A 13534-nucleotide genomic window follows, 5' to 3' on the forward strand; every position below is an offset into this window, starting at 1 on the left:
CGCCGAGGCCGTGCGCCGGGAACCCGCGATCGAGAGCATCGGCATCGACACGTGGGCCGTCGACTACGGCCTCCTCCGCGACGATGCGCTCCTCGCCGAGCCGTTCCACTACCGGGACGCGCGCACGGCCCGCGGCGTGGAGGCCGTGCATGCGCGGATCCCGTTCGGCGACCTGTACGCCCGCAACGGCCTGCAGTTCCTGGCTTTCACCTCGCTGTATCAGCTCGCCGCCGACGAGCGGGCCGCCGACGCCGACACCCTGCTGCTCGTGCCCGACCTGCTCGCGCATCGCCTCACCGGGGCGCGCGTCGCCGAGCGCACCAACGCCTCGACGACCGGGCTCCTCGGCGTGCGCGACCGGGAGTGGGATCAGGAGCTCGCCGAGCGGATCGGGATACGTCCCGCCCTGATGCCTCCGCTCATCGACCCCGGCGCGCGGATCGGACGGCTGCTCCCCGACGTCGCCGCACGGATCGGCGCGGATCTGACCGTCGTCGCCGTCGGCTCGCACGACACGGCCTCCGCAGTCGCCGCCGCCCCTCTCGCTTCCCGGTCCACGGCGTACATCTCCTGCGGCACCTGGGGTCTGGTCGGTCTCGAGCTCACCGAGCCGGTGCTCACGGAGGCCGCCCGCACAGCCGGGTTCACCCACGAGCTCGGCGTCGACGGGCGGATCCGATTCCTGCACAACGTGACGGGGCTGTGGCTGCTCAGCGAGACCGTGCGCGCCTGGGAGGGCGAGGACGGCACGCCGATCGACCTCTCGGAACTGCTCGACGCCGCCGCCACCGTCCCCCCGGACGTGCCGCTGTTCGACGCCAACGACCCGTCGCTGAGCAGCCCCGGCGACATGCCCGCGCGCATCGCGGCGGCCCTCCGGGCGACCGGGACCGAGCCGCCGTCCGCACGGGCGCCGTTCGTGCGCATGATCGTGGAGTCGATCGCGCAGGCGTTCGCGGATGCCGTGTCGACGGCGTCCGCACTCACCGGCATCGCGGTCGAGACGATCGACCTCATCGGCGGCGGATCCCTCAACCGGCTGCTCTGCCAGGCGACGGCCGACCGCACGGGCCTTCCGGTGCTGGCCGGCCCCGTCGAGGCCACCGCACTCGGGAACCTGCTCGTGCAGGCGCGAGCCGCGGGGGTGTTCGGCGACGATGCGACCCTCGAAGAGCTGCGGAGGCTCGTGCGCCGCACGCACCCGCCGACGCGCTGGGCGCCGCGCGGCTGACCGGGCGGCGGGCTCCGCGGCGCGCACGAGGTCACGCTCCGGCCGTCACCCGCACCACGGGATCAGGTCGCGATGCGCGCGATCCGTGCTTCGAGGCCGTGCCAGTCGGGCGCCGGTGCGTGCGCGGCGGGCGGCGCGGGCAGAAGCCGCACAGGAGTGTTCCGGTACGTCCCCGCGACGATCGGCGCGGGCGGGAGCAACGGGCGACCCGGAGCCTCGATGTTCGCCGGGGTCTCCGCCAGCGCGTCCGTGCGAGCCTCGCCGGAGCGGGCTCGGGTTCTTCCCGCAGCACCGGGATCCGGACTATGAGCCCTCCTCCGAGACCGGGGTCCTCGCCAGGCCGGCATCTACTACGCCCAGTCCGTGCGACACGCCTTAAGCAGGCGACTTCAGTCTTGAGTCGCCCCTTCGGGTACTCGGAGTGGCAGGTCGAGCCATGCCACTCCCACATCCCGTCGGCCATGGCTGATTGAGACTTTGCTCGATCCGTCGTAGTACACCGCGAGTCGCTCTCCGATACGGAGCACACTAGGAAGGCCAACAACCAAAGGAGACCACTCTGCGACTGTCGTATCGACCACGATCGCTTTGTTCGCGGGGGTGAAGGAAGAAAGGTCCGGCGCCCAGTAGACCCAGATGGCATCGGTGTACTCGCGCGAGTAGCCATGTGGTGCTGACATTTCGGGCGCTAGTTCGGCGATGTGATTGGTGAAGAGAAACCAGGTGCCCGTGGATTCCTCAAAGTATAGGGATGAGTTTTCGATCTGCTCCGTGAGCGGTAGCAAGGGATGTGGGTCGACGGTCCATGCATCGGAAAGGTCGTCTGTGCGAGCGGTCCCGAGTGTTCGCCACACGCGGCCGTCTACGGCGGTCGTGGCAGCGCTGAAGAGCATCACGTACCCCTCTTCAGTTTGAACCACCGCGCCCGGGCTGGCTGTGTCGTCGTACCATGTGCCGTCCGCCGCTAGGAAGGGCGTTATGTCGGGCCGCTTCCGCCAGGGGCCTCAAGCGGAAGCTCCCTCGGCTTTCATCGTCATGTACGGGAACGCAGGTGTACGGAAGCCATCGTCTAGTACGTTCGGTGTCCCCAAATAGAACATGTGCCAGTTCCGGCCGTCGAAGTAGGTGGTTCCGTAGCTTGCCGAGCCGCTGTCCTGGGCCCCGAGGTGGCCCAGATCCAGAACCGGGCCGTGCTTCGTCCAATGGACCCCGTCCGGGCTTGTTGCCAGGGCGGCGAGCCAGCCGTGGTCGCCCGCCGCGTCGTAGTGCATGAGGTATTGGTCTCCATCGGTGAAGACCCACACGTCTCGCGCTCCGAATCGGTCGCCATGCTTGCCGTCACCATGACGGAGAACCACCCCACCGTCGCGTGCTTGCATTCGTGCTGTCGGCGCGGGGGCGCGGCAGGTTTCGCTTGTCATCGACATAGGGCGCTCCTTGAAGTGTTCTTGGGTTGGTGTTCGCGGTCGGGGCGGCGACAGGATTCGAGCGGACAATATGGTCGACGGGATCACAGTCGTCAGACAGAGACGACGGGGACGGTTCACGGTTCTCCATAGGTACGAGAGTCAGCCCGGTTCAGCGAGGGACGACAAGCTTTGAGTGAACCGGTGCGTTCCGCCAGTGACATGGTGGGTCGTGCCGTTTGGAAGGACGATCTTTGCCAGGCCCCCGTCGGGGATCGTCGTGACCAGCGCAAAGCTGCCATCGTCTAGCGTCCATGAGACATCGATGTCGCCGGCTCGCGAAGTGTAGTGAGCGCTCGCCCAGGTGATTCCTGGTCCCGGCCTCGGCTGGATGAGAATGCGGCCGTAGCCTGGTTCCAACGGGCGGATCCCGCCGACGACCTGAAAGATCCAGTCTGCGACTGCACCGAGCGCGTAGTGGTTGAAACTGGTCATCTCACCTGGGTTGATCGTTCCGTCGGGAAGCATGGAGTCCCAGCGTTCCCAGACCGTGGTTGCGCCCATCGTGACCGGGTAGAGCCAGGACGGGCACTCGCGTTCAAGCAGCAGCCGATACGCCTCGTCAATATGCCCGGTCTCCGACAACGCCCATGTCACGAAAGGTGTGCCCGCGAACCCTGTTGTTACCCGGTACCGGCTCACTCGAACGAGTTCAGCTAGTCGTTCACCGGCTTGCGCGCGATCAGTCTCATCGAGCAGGCCGAAGTGAATCGCCAAGGCGTAGACGGTGGTGCAGTCGGATTGAATCCTCCCGTCCCTCAAATAGTGCTCTTGGAACGCGCGCCGCGTCGTCTGAGCGAGGTCCGTCCACTGAGAGGCGTCGTCCTCAAGTCCCAGGATTGTTGCCGCCTCTGCCGCGAAGGAGGCGGATCGATAGAGGCACGCCGTGGCCACGACATGGGGATCGGCCTTCGCCGCGGCCGCGTTCTCTGGGGGCGCATCCGGGTCGAGCCAATCCCCGAACTGAAACCCACGCTCCCACAGCCCATCGGGAGACAACATCCGCCGAACAGACTCCAAATGCAACACCATCGCCGGATAGTGCGCAGCTAGACGCTCCCGGTCTCCATATGCGCGCCACAGTGCCTCCGGCACCCAGACGGCCGCGTCGCCCCAGATGGCGGTCGGTCCGATCTCCGGAAACGAGAAGTCTCCGTCATAGTGCGCGTACTTGAGGGCATCAGGAACGACGACTGGCACGAACCTCCCTTCGGTGTGCTCAGCCTCCATCCGGAGGTCGCGCAGCCAGTCGTCGAGGAAATCAGCGACGTCATAGAAGAAGGCCGCGGAGGGCGCGAACGCTGCGATGTCGCCCGTCCACCCCAGCCGCTCGTCTCGTTGGGGGCAGTCGGTCGGCACGCTCAGGAAATTTCCCCGCTGCCCCCACACGACGTTCTCGACCAGGCGATTGATGAGCAGGTCCGAGCACTCAAAAGATCCCGTGCGGTGAAGCTCGGAATGCACCACCACTGCCTCGAGCTGGTCGGGGTCGAGCTCGCCCGGCCACCCCTGTATCTCGGCGTAACGGAAACCGTGGAAGGTGAACGTTGGCTCGAAGACATCGTCCTCACCCGACAGCACGAACACGTCGGTAGCCTGTGCAGCCCGCAGCGGTCGTGTTCCGAGCTCATCATTCTCGAGGACTTCAGCGTGGCGGATGATGACTCTCGTTCCCCGTGGACCGCGCACGCGCATGCGGACCCACCCGACGAGGTTCTGGCCAAAGTCCACGAGTACGTCGTCAGAAGGCGTCCAATTGACTCTCACCGGACGGATGCTCTCGTGCCGAACAACAGAAGGGCTGATCTGGGCGAAGAGTCGGGCGCGATCGACGTCGAGTATCTCAACCGGTAACTCCGTGCCGGCGCCGCGGAGCCGTGCGTCAATCGTCTGACCGTGGTATAGCGAGTTCCGCACTGTTTCAGATTCCCGCGCAGACCAGTCCTCCGAGGTTAGGACCGTCTGCAGGGATCCATCAGCGTATGTAATGCGGAGCGCCGCGCAGACCCCAATCCGGTCGCCGTAGTTGATGTTCGCCCCCTCGAACCCGAGGTTCCCCCGATACCAGCCGTTGCCGAGGTGCAGTTCGAACCGCATCGGACCAACGCCCTCCCGCACCAGGTCCGTGACATCCCAGGTCTGGTATGGGAGCCGCCACTCGTATGAGCTCCAGCCCGGATCCAGGACCGATGACGAGATCGGCTTCCCGTCGATCGTCGCCTCGTAGATTCCGAGAGCTGTGGCGATGAGCTCAGCGGCCTGGATCTCGTCCCGCGGGCGGTCCGGCATCACTTCACGAAAGAAGCGGATTGCGCAATCGCGCGGAGCGGGTGCGGTCAGGAAATCCGCGTCATCGAGAGGATTAGTCATCTGTGCATGTCCTTAGAGGTGAGGTCGTCTGATGGCTGGGTCAAGCACTTACCTCGTATTGCTGCCGCGTCAGTTCTCGCTCCAGCGGCTGGTCAGAACTGAGCCGCTCCAGTTCATCCAACGCCGCCGAGGCCATCCGCTGGGTCTCGGTTCCCAATGCCCCCGCGATGTGCGGGGTGATGAAGACGTTCGTCAGTCCGTAGAGGGGTGACGTGGGCGGCAGCGGTTCCGGCTCTGTGACGTCGAGAATGGCAGAGAGCCGCCCCGAAACGAGCTCGCCTTCCAGCGCCTCTTCATCGATCAGCGCTCCACGAGCCGTGTTGATGATGGTCACCCCGTCTGAGAGCAAGGCGAGTTCCCGCGGCCCGATCATGTGTCGCGTTGACGGGAGCAGGGGGGCATGCAGAGTGAGGATGTCGGCGCGTGCGAGCATCTCCTCCATCGAGACCAAATGCGCGCCCGCCTCCGCTACCTCCCGCCGGTCGGCGAACGGATCCATGACCAGACAGGTGGTCTCGTGCAGCGTCTGACTGACGAGGTGGAGCACCCGGCGTCCGATTCGAGAGAAGCCGACGATACCGATGGTCCGTCGCGCATTCCCCATGCAACCCGGACCAACGGCGCTGCGCGGATCCTTCGCGGCTTCGGCGCGGAGTTCCGCGGCAAGAAATGGGGCCTTCTTGCCCGCCATGATGATCGATGCGAGCGTGAACTCCGCGACCGGGTCGGCGTTAAGGTCCGCGCTGGTAGACACGGTGATTCCGCGCTCCCAGAAATCACTGGTCACTAAGCCCCGTACGCTACCGGCGCTGTGGAGAAGACCGCGGAGCCGCGGCATCTTGTCGAGCGCGTCGCTACTCAGGGGCATTGCACCCCATCCGGTGATCAGGAACTCAATATCCGCGAGCTGTCCCGCCAGCGCAGGATCGCTCAGCGAGTTCACCTGCACTGGCGCGGTGAGATTCGCCGCTTCACCGAGGCGTCGGCGGAGCTCTGGTGTGAACTGGGCTCGCCAGTGCTCCTCTCCCATGATCACGGCGACGCGAGGGCGCTTCGTCGACTCATCCGGCATTTTCGACCTCTCTGTCTGACTTATGGACGCCGCGGGGGCGGCAGCGGACTCTTATCGATGGGCTGAGGCGCCTGACCGTGCGCGCCCTCGATAGGCTGAGGGGCTCAACCCGAACGACGCCTTGAACTGACGTGCGAAGTGCGCCGGATCGTCCCATCCGACTTGAGTGCCGATCTCCGAAATCGGTAAGCGGGTCTGGACGAGGAGTCGGGCAGCCGCTTGCTGTCGCAGCTGACGCATATAGGCGATTGGCGGGGTTCCGAGTTCCTTCTGGAAAAGTCGGACGAGGTGCGTGCGTTCAACGTTCACAGTCGCCGCGAGCTCCGCGAGGGTCCATGGAAACTGCGGCGACGTCTCGAGCAACGTCGCGGCTTCCGCGACTGCAGGATGTAGATGTCCAGCGGAACGTCGTGAGCACGGACCGGTCGGCGCCCAGGTCTCGGCCAGGACATCGATCAGCATGAGGAGATGGGCCAGCGCGGTTAGTCGTGCACCGCGGAATGTATCCCCGAGTGCATCGAGTTGGCTGACGGCTACCGCGAGTCGCTCTTCGTCGAGATCAACTCGCTGAGGGCTGGGGAATGGCCCGCGAGCTAGAGCGGTGATGAGCGGCGTATCGTCGACGATGAGGCTTAGCTCGCGTTCGAACACCTCTGGGCCGATGAAACAGTCGTAAACGGCAACCGATTTGCACTCGGAGTACCTATGCCACTGATTCGGTGGAATCAACAAGGCACTCCCCGCCCGAACAACGGCCTCTCCCCCGGCCGTGTGGTGCCTTCCTTCACCCGCTGTCACGATTGCAATCTCGTAGAAGTCGTGGTCATGCGCGGCGACATCTCGAGGAAGGTCATGGTGATCGGCCCGCACTGCGATGGTCTCTTGCCCTAAGAGAAATGCACGACTGTACCTCTGTTGCGCAGCTTGCATCAATTCTCATCTCACATCTGTCGAGCGAGAATGATCAGAGTGCGCGATCGGATTGTTGTTGTCTCCACGACGCGTCCACAAGACCAGCCCATTGAATGAGGCAACCAGGCTCCAACGCTTCCCGCGCCCGATGGAAGATCCGGACTCTCCCGGCGACACATCATGCGACGACATCGACAACGCCGTCCGCCCACACGATCTCCACGCGCCCCTTGTCTTCTACGACGTGCGGCATCACGGAAGGCTCCTCACCGAGCGCCACCGCCGCGACATACCATCTCCCCTCCTCAGGGTGCTCGTACCGGGTCCAGGGCACTCGGACGCCAGAACCGAACGCCGAGTCCTCGTCGTGGTCAGACACGCCATCGGTGGCACCCGAGGAAAGCCCAACTACTTCGCTGACAAGGTTCGCTCGCGCAGTTGGCGTGGAGGAATGCGGGAGCGGGTATCCGGATAGAACGACCGCCGCGCCTTCCAGCGGTGTCTCCAGCCTCGCTGCTCGCACCTCAACGGCCCCGTGCACGACCGACACCGTCCGAATCATTGACCCCTCGTCAAAAGAGCCATCCGGCGCCTCGAACCGCACATGATTGACGCTCTCTGCTCGATTCCCCTCAACGGAAATCCGATCGATGAGAGAGCGATGCGACCAGCGGCCGTCAGCGTCGACGAGCGCAACTTGATTGTCGACCGCTGAGTCCCCTGATCCGATCGCGGACCGTAGCGGCGCTGTGACCGTGGAGTATGCGTAACGCGAATACTGAGCGCGCTCAGGCCCTGCAAGGGCAGTCGAGTGATCAACGCCGTGATTGACCACACGGACGATACCGTCATCAGCCGTTCCTGAGACGAGCCAGCCGATCGTCGGGTGAGCGGTGAGTTGATCCGCTACCTCGATTGGTGCCGGCACGTCCGGCTCCGTCCACAAGGGATGATCTTCCGGGAGTACAAGGCCAGCAAGCCCCAGGCTTGACCAGTACGTCGATCCCATGCTGAGGTAGTCCTCCCGGATGGGCACGAACTCCCCATGCCAGCCCAGCCGAAGTAGGCCGTCGGCGCCATAAGCGCCTCGCTGCACGAAGTAGTCGATCGTGTTCATCGCGGCGTGACGCACCTGACCGAGTGGTCTTGGGGAGGCATCAAAGACGGCACCGGTCCACAAGGCCCCGACCGATGCGAACCGGTACGCGAGGGAACGCCCCTGGTAGAGCGGGGCACCGTCCGCCCCATGGAGATCAGTGGCGGCCGCAACATACGGGCGGAGCCGTTCGATGTACTCCGCCTGACGCTCAGCGATACCGGGTTGACCTTCGGACATGCGGCAGTACCACAGCGCGTACTGCTGCATCACCCACCCGGAGTACCAGTCGATGTTACTGAATCGCCCCTCGCCCACTCCGTCGCTGTACCAGCCGTCGCCGGCGTAGCATGAGTCGAGATAGTCGAGGTGTTGGTCGATCTGACTTTGGTCGTAGGGGCCACCGACAGAGCGCAGGAACGCCTGCGTCACATTGTGGAACCACTGCCAGTTGCTTTCTGGGTACCATGCCCGCGACGATCCTGCCAGCCACTCCACGGTCTGCTCCTGCACCAGCGGCGACAACCGATCCCAGATCTGGGTACGAGACTCGTGCAGGGCGATGGCGATCGCCGCGGCTTCAACACAATTCTGATGTTCGCGGTCAAGCGGCAACCAGTGCTCACTTGCAGCCGGATTGACACCAGCGGCAAGACCCTCCGCGTACCATTCGGCGTGGTTCGAGCGATCGGAATCGCCTCCCGCCGCCAAGAAGCCAACGGCCAAGAACGAGCGCGCGAAGCCCTCAAGGCCACTGGCCCTGAGGCCAGCCTTGCTCACAGGGCCAGGGAGATCGAACCTTGCATGTCCTGGTGTGGCCCACGGGCGCAACGCGAGCAGGGACTGGTCAGCCAACTGTGCGAGGTCCTGGCGAGTCCGCACGCGAAGTGGCGTCCTGCGCCCGCCTTCCTGTCTAGATGCGGCTCCGAGGAGCGGCGAAGATTGGGACGAAGTATCACTCATCATCGGACCTCTCGAACGGGACTATCAATCGTGGAGGGCGGAATCGTCTCGTCCGCCAGGTTCGCGACATCCAACGGGCGCGGCTCTCCGAATACTTCACGGATTGCTTCGAGGTACGCCAGGCCGTGGTCGCGGTCGGGGAGCAACGAGGATCCCTCGGTCCACTCATTCCATGCGTTGATCGTCACGATGGGGTTGCGCGGCGCGTGCTCGCGCAGGAACTCCTGTGCGCGCCGCAGTCCCTCGGCAAACTCCTGAGGCGTCTGATCCCATACCGGAGTTCGCGGATAGTCGCCATGCGCAAACGGTGCGCTCTGGGCCACCCGGGGAGATGAGTCCCAGCCCACTGTCACGTTCGGATAGAACGGCACCTCAAGAGAGGCTGCGAGCCTCTCATAGTCCGCGAATGCGGCCTCCCGGAGAGCTTGTGCCGACGCCTGTGGAAACGGGAAGTCCGCCATGTCAGCATGGTGAATCCACACGTACGAAGAAGCGGAGTCTGCGGTGAGTGCACGCACAATATCCGCGTCATCATCTACGGTGACGGCCTCAGGAAGAACTCCGAAGCCCCAGACAAGCAGATCCAGATGCAGTCCCGGGAACCCCGCGGCGATAACCTGCTGTCGGAACCATTCCAGAGCATCGCTCGCTTGCTGAAGTCCCCCCATTCCGCTGACGAAAGTACCCACCTCATAGAGCGAGAACCAGGGGCAGCCGTCGATCGTGAGGTAGTTGGGCGACGAGAAATACTCAGTGATGATGTGGTGGACCATCGCTTCGAAGGCCTCACGCCCGATCGCGCCGTTCTTTAATCTATCGGGCGAACGATCTGGGGCGGGGAAGATGTCCAGAAGCTGGTGATTCGCCCACATCAGTGCGAAGCGCACGTCCCCGCGGTTGCGCGCCTGCATGATCCCTTCGTCAAGTGCGCGCTGAAGGTAGGGGCCATCGTCGTACCAGTAGTAGTCGATCAAGAAGCCGTCGACACCATAGGTTGACGCGAGTGCGATCTGCATCTCCGCGACACCGGGCGAGGCCTCATCGAAGTAGCCGAGGGCGGGGACGCGGGGTTGACGGTGGCCGGGAAACCGTGGCTTCGCGTTTCGCACCAGGTGCCATTCATCCCAATCCGGTGTGAACCACTCTGAGTTCCGCTCATCGCGATGCCAGTTGGGGAAGTAATACGCGAGAACGAGTGGGCGAGCGGAATCGTTCTCGGCCGGGCTCATCACTTTCCAGCCCCCGCGAGCAGGCCTGAGAGGATCCGCTTCTGGGCAAAGAGATAGACGATCATCATGGGGAGACTGACGAGAAGGATCTGCATGAAAATGAGGTTCCAGTTGAGTTGATACTCGTTCGCTGCCGCGAATTTGTATAGGCCGAGCGGCAGAGTGGCGAACGCGGGGTTTGGGAGGAGGAAGAAGACGGTGAAGAACTCGTTCCATACCGCCAGCATGTTGGTGATGCCCACCGTGAGGAGAACGGGACGCATTGACGGAAGGATGATCGAAATGAAGATGCGCAGCGAAGATGCGCCGTCGATTCGGGCCGCTTCCTCGACCTCATAGGGAATGCCTCGGACGAAGCCAGTCATCAAGAAGACGATTCCGCCGAGTCCCACTCCCACCTGAAACAGGATCAGTCCGGGCACCGTGTTGTAGAGGCCGATGGATTGAAGGAGCTTCACGCTCGCGATCATGGCTGGAGGGAGCATGACCCCCGCCAGAAGGAGGTAATAGATCATTTGCGTGCCAACGCGTCGTCCCCTGGCGATAACCCAAGCGGCGAGAGCACCGGTGAGTAGCGCAAGCGCAACTGTTGGTACGGCTATCAGCACGCTGTTGAAGAAGGACCGGACCGTTTCGCCCTCGGTAAGGACGGTCCCGAGGTTCGCCCAGAAGGCGTTCTCGGTCGGCCAATTGAGGTTCACCGTGTGGGCCTGTGAGGCCGGCTTCATCGTCGTGAGGATCATGACGTACAGCGGTAGGCCGACAAGGGCTAGCACGAACACCCAAGAAGTGGAGAGTCGGATGATGTCATTGCGCTGGGATCGTCGACTTTGGAGACTCAACCTTCCATCTCCCTTCTACGCATTCCGATGATCAGGGGGACAGCGATAAGGAGGACGATTACGAACAGCACGAGAGTCATCGACGAGGCTTGCCCAAATGCACCGTTACCGAACTGAAGGAACACCAGCATGTTGAGCACCTGGGTGGACCCGGCTGGACCACCTGCCGTCGTGGCGAGTACATAGTCCGCCGTGCCGAGCCCTGCAATGAGAGTGAGTGAGACATTGATGGTCGCCGCAGGGGCCATGAGCGGCCATCGGACGCGCCAAAACGTCTGCCAGAAGTTGGCTCCGTCGATCCTGGCTGCGTCCTTCAACTCTTCGGGAACGGTCGACAGTCCGGCGATGTAGAACAACGCACACATACCGAATGTCTTCCATGCCTGGATGGCCGCGATTATCACGATTGCCCAGGTGGTGCTTCCAAGCCATGGGGTGGTCCACTCCGTTCCGGTGACCGCGCTAAGCAGCTGATTGAGCACTCCGTCGCTGGAGAGAAGCCCCTGGAAGATATATCCCGCGGCGAGGGGCGACATTAGTACCGGCACGAAGATCAGCGCACGCAGAGGCGCGTTCGACGGCACCGACTTCTCTAAGGCCAATGCCGCGACGAGCCCCAAGAGGTTGGTGAAGATTACGACGCAGACGGCGTAAACCAAGGTCACGCGGAGCGCGCGCCACAGTGTTCCGTCGGCGATGAGTCTCTCGAAGTTGGCGAAGCCATTGAACGTGATGGTCGGCGAGTAGACGCTCCAGTTCGTGAACGCCAACCCGAGGTTCATCAGCGCCGGAATGAGGAAGAACACGACGAAAAGCCCCACAGGAACCGCGAGAAATAGCCACTGCTCTCGTTGCGAGATGCCGGAGAGCTGCCGGCGCCGATGCCGTCTGTTCGACCCCGATCGGGCGCGGACCGGGGCCCCAGAGGTCTGCTCTGAGGCCCCAACCGAGTACGAAGTGCTCACCAGCCTTTGATCCCTGCAAGGCTCGCGTTCTCTGCGTAGTTCCGCTGTACCTGTGCTCCCACCTGGGCAGGTGTGAGGGAACCGTCCAGCGCCTGGCTGAGCAGCGTCGGAACGTCGCCCAGTGAAACGAGTGTCTGCGAGTCGAGACTCGGAACCGCGCCGTCGAGCAGCTTGGCAGCCTCCGCGGTGATCGGGTTGACCTTGGCGGGGTCAGCGACATCGGACACGATGGAGGGCTCGGCTTGCGCGGTCAGGTAAGTCTTGTACCCCTCGCCGACGGTCATGTATTGAACGAGGTCGCGGGCAGCGCTTTCCTGCGCCTTGTTTCCCGTGAGCGGGAGCTGCATGGCGGTGGCATTGCCGGACTGCTTGAGCACTGCGCCCGAAGTGGACGGGAAGGGAATGAACCCGTATTTCGTCATGTCTCCGGTGAGCATGTCCACGATCCACGAGCCCTGCGGCATCATCGCGATCTTGCCCGCTTCGAACTGCTTGACAGCGTCCGCGTAGGTCAAGGTAAGGAAGTCCGAGTTGGTGTATCCGTCCTTGGCGAGCTCAAGCGTCCGCGTTACGGCGTCAACGTATGGGGCATCCTCGAAGCTGGCCTTCTTCTTGTTGACCTCGCCGATGAAACCGTCAGCGAGTGGATCGACCAGGTTGCCGAAAAGGGGCATCTGCAGGGTCCAGGGGTCACCGCCGCTGAATCCGATCGGCGTCACCCCTGCGCTCTTCAGCGTCTTCGCGGCTGACAGCAGTTCGTCGTAGGTTCGGGGGATCTGAACGTTGTTCTGCTGGAATACTGTCTTGTTGTACAGCACCCCGAACATGGTGGGGAACCCGAACGTCGCCGAGTACACCTTCCCATCGAGTTCGCCGGTCTTCCCCAGGCCGTACTTCTGTTGCTTTACGAAGTCCATGTCCGACAGGTCCGCCAGGGTGGTGGGTGCCTGCAGTTTCCGGAGGAAGGCGGCGTTGGGCTGGCCCATGAGTACGTCGGGGCGCTCCCCCGTCGTCCACTTCGCGAGCAGGGTGGGCTCGAAGGGAGCGGGGATGACGACGTAATCGACCTTGGTACCCGATTCCTTCTCGTACGTCTTCAGGGCAGCAGAAACTGAGTCCGTGGGCGTGAATCCCCAGACCGTGAGTTTTGTGGCCTTCTCCGTCGTGGGCGCTTGAGTCGAGCACCCCGCTGCGGTGACACCGATCGCCAGAGCGATCGCGGCGGCCGTTGCCGCACGAACAAGACGGGCGGGTGACATGTGTTCTCCTTCGAATCACGATGCGGTGAAATGTTTAACCAAACGTTAGCGGGCATCGTTCTTCTGCGCAAGCAGGTGTTGCCTGCCGCGGGAGCAGTCGATCCATCGTGGTACGTCGGGGCGCTGACT

Annotated in this window: 11 protein-coding genes; 1 reads left to right on the top strand and 10 read right to left on the bottom strand. The window is 63.5% G+C overall.

All coding sequences use genetic code 11. The features are described 5' to 3' along the window. Nucleotides 1–1231 (top strand): rhamnulokinase (locus RL72_RS08775; RefSeq protein WP_045250459.1); only part of this gene is annotated, 1231 nt, incomplete at its 5' end. 389 nt (nt 1232–1620) lie between these two features. Here the strand turns inward: RL72_RS08775 and RL72_RS19805 are convergent. From RL72_RS19805 to RL72_RS08815, 10 genes are all read right to left on the bottom strand, one after another. After that, on the bottom strand, nt 1621–2127 hold the full coding sequence (locus RL72_RS19805) for a hypothetical protein (protein WP_156156747.1): 507 nt from the start codon (nt 2125–2127) through the stop codon (nt 1621–1623). 108 nt (nt 2128–2235) lie between these two features. Then, nucleotides 2236–2658, bottom strand: a complete 423-nt coding sequence (locus RL72_RS08780) for a glycoside hydrolase family protein (RefSeq protein WP_156156748.1) — start codon at nt 2656–2658, stop codon at nt 2236–2238. Nucleotides 2659–2799: 141 nt separating this feature from the next. Beyond that, nucleotides 2800–5067 (bottom strand): alpha-L-rhamnosidase, encoded by a 2268-nt coding sequence (locus tag RL72_RS08785; RefSeq protein ID WP_045250461.1) that lies wholly within the window; start codon nt 5065–5067, stop codon nt 2800–2802. Between the two features lie 40 nt (nt 5068–5107). Continuing rightward, nucleotides 5108–6139 carry a hydroxyacid dehydrogenase gene (locus RL72_RS08790; protein WP_052674280.1) on the bottom strand — a complete coding sequence of 344 codons (1032 nt, stop codon included), beginning with the start codon at nt 6137–6139 and terminating at the stop codon, nt 5108–5110. Between the two features lie 51 nt (nt 6140–6190). Further along, the gene (locus RL72_RS20630; protein ID WP_082072276.1) at nt 6191–7069 is read right to left on the bottom strand and encodes an AraC family transcriptional regulator; all 879 of its coding nucleotides are present in this window, start codon (nt 7067–7069) and stop codon (nt 6191–6193) included. Between the two features lie 160 nt (nt 7070–7229). Beyond that, nucleotides 7230–9113: a DUF2264 domain-containing protein gene (locus RL72_RS08795; protein WP_082072277.1), complete on the bottom strand. Its 1884-nt coding sequence runs from the start codon at nt 9111–9113 to the stop codon at nt 7230–7232. Continuing rightward, nucleotides 9110–10339 carry a glycoside hydrolase family 99-like domain-containing protein gene (locus RL72_RS08800; protein ID WP_052674282.1) on the bottom strand — a complete coding sequence of 410 codons (1230 nt, stop codon included), beginning with the start codon at nt 10337–10339 and terminating at the stop codon, nt 9110–9112. The genes RL72_RS08795 and RL72_RS08800 overlap by 4 nt, the downstream gene beginning before the upstream one ends. Then, nucleotides 10339–11121 carry a carbohydrate ABC transporter permease gene (locus RL72_RS08805; protein ID WP_052674283.1) on the bottom strand — a complete coding sequence of 261 codons (783 nt, stop codon included), beginning with the start codon at nt 11119–11121 and terminating at the stop codon, nt 10339–10341. Before RL72_RS08805 ends, RL72_RS08800 begins: the two co-directional genes overlap by 1 nt. Before the next feature lie 56 nt (nt 11122–11177). Then, nucleotides 11178–11987, bottom strand: a complete 810-nt coding sequence (locus RL72_RS08810; RefSeq protein ID WP_211256039.1) for a carbohydrate ABC transporter permease — start codon at nt 11985–11987, stop codon at nt 11178–11180. Nucleotides 11988–12142: 155 nt separating this feature from the next. Then, nucleotides 12143–13405 carry an ABC transporter substrate-binding protein gene (locus RL72_RS08815; protein ID WP_045250463.1) on the bottom strand — a complete coding sequence of 421 codons (1263 nt, stop codon included), beginning with the start codon at nt 13403–13405 and terminating at the stop codon, nt 12143–12145. Nucleotides 13406–13534 lie beyond the last annotated feature (129 nt).

It is taken from the genome of Microbacterium azadirachtae, assembly GCF_000956545.1.
Lineage (GTDB): Bacteria > Actinomycetota > Actinomycetes > Actinomycetales > Microbacteriaceae > Microbacterium > Microbacterium azadirachtae.